Source organism: Gordonibacter pamelaeae 7-10-1-b (genome assembly GCF_000210055.1).
GTDB lineage: Bacteria > Actinomycetota > Coriobacteriia > Coriobacteriales > Eggerthellaceae > Gordonibacter > Gordonibacter pamelaeae.
Map to the genome: position 1 here is coordinate 1,504,457 of NC_021021.1, position 944 is coordinate 1,505,400.

The 944-nt window shown below is 61.0% G+C and carries 2 protein-coding genes and 1 pseudogene; 2 read left to right on the forward strand and 1 reads right to left on the reverse strand.

The genetic code is table 11. From position 1 onward, the window contains the following. On the forward strand, positions 1-553 hold a 553-nt coding region (locus GPA_RS06940; protein ID WP_231847595.1), incomplete at its 5' end, for a hypothetical protein. After that, positions 541-663 (forward strand): annotated as a pseudogene (locus tag GPA_RS20630) (sugar transferase); the annotation flags it as partial. The gene GPA_RS06940 and the pseudogene GPA_RS20630, both read left to right, overlap by 13 nt. A gap of 5 nt (positions 664-668) precedes the next feature. On the opposite strand, the gene GPA_RS20065 reads toward GPA_RS20630, so the two are convergent. After that, positions 669-815, reverse strand: coding sequence for a hypothetical protein (locus tag GPA_RS20065; RefSeq protein WP_227791134.1), 147 nt, complete (start codon positions 813-815; stop codon positions 669-671). Positions 816-944: the final 129 nt, after the last annotated feature.

Here is a 944-nt window from a genome sequence, read left to right on the forward strand (position 1 = left end):
AACCCGCACGGAAACGCCCCTTCCCGAACGGGAAGGGGCGCCCCTCCATCACCGCGCCGAAGATATCCTGTTGCAAAAGACCCGTCAGTTTGGAGCGGATATGACCGTAGAGCGAAAGTTCGATGCGAAGTCGATGCTGGGGATGCTGAGGAGATACGAGGCCACGGTCGGCGACCTTTTCGCCGTCGTGCCTCCCCTGATGCCCCGGGACAGCGTGAAGGCCGCCGATATAGACGGAGTGACCCTTAGGCACATCTCAGTGAAAGACCTGGTGGAAGGCATCCTAATGCCGGAGGAAAAGGTGGAGGGGGTCGAGCTCATCCGGGTCGATGCGGCCAAGGCGGACCGTTACCGCCTGCGTGCGGGCGATATCCTAATGCCGAGGATGCTGCCCAGGCACAAGTACGCGGACTACATGGTGGTGAGCGCGGAGTATGCGGAGCAGGACCTTGCCTCGTTCCACAACATGATAACCATACGCCCGCGGGCCGTGGATATGGCCGAAGGAGAGCGCATAGCGTATTCCGAGATGATGGCGACATGGCGCTTATAGGCCCAAGGCCTGAACGCCCGGCTTTTTGCGCCGAGTTCGAGAAGCGCATTCACGGCTGGAACTATCGCGCTCTAGTGAAGCCAGGGCTCAGCGGCCTCGCGCAGGTGAGGGGCGGCTATGACCTTTTGCCGAAGGAGAAAGTTGCACTCGACTTGTGGCGCGTGGGGTATCCCAGCCTGCGCATCGCGCGCGTCACCGACCCGCCGCACTCCTCGATCATATCGACGGCCCTGCGCTTCTGCTCGTCCGTGTAGCTCGGCATTCGCGAACTCCTAACCGGACCGATTCGGTCCAACTATTTTGTCCGCACCCCCATTTGTCTCGAATGCAACGACGCGATGTCCAGCTATGGCTCAGCCTTCGCAACCTGCTGGACTGCTCAGTAGTGCGC

Excerpts from the sequence above, each read along its gene's own strand:
- GPA_RS20065 (WP_227791134.1), bottom strand. The coding sequence starts at position 815 with ATGCCGAGCTACACGGACGAGCAGAAGCGCAGGGCCGTCGATATGATC.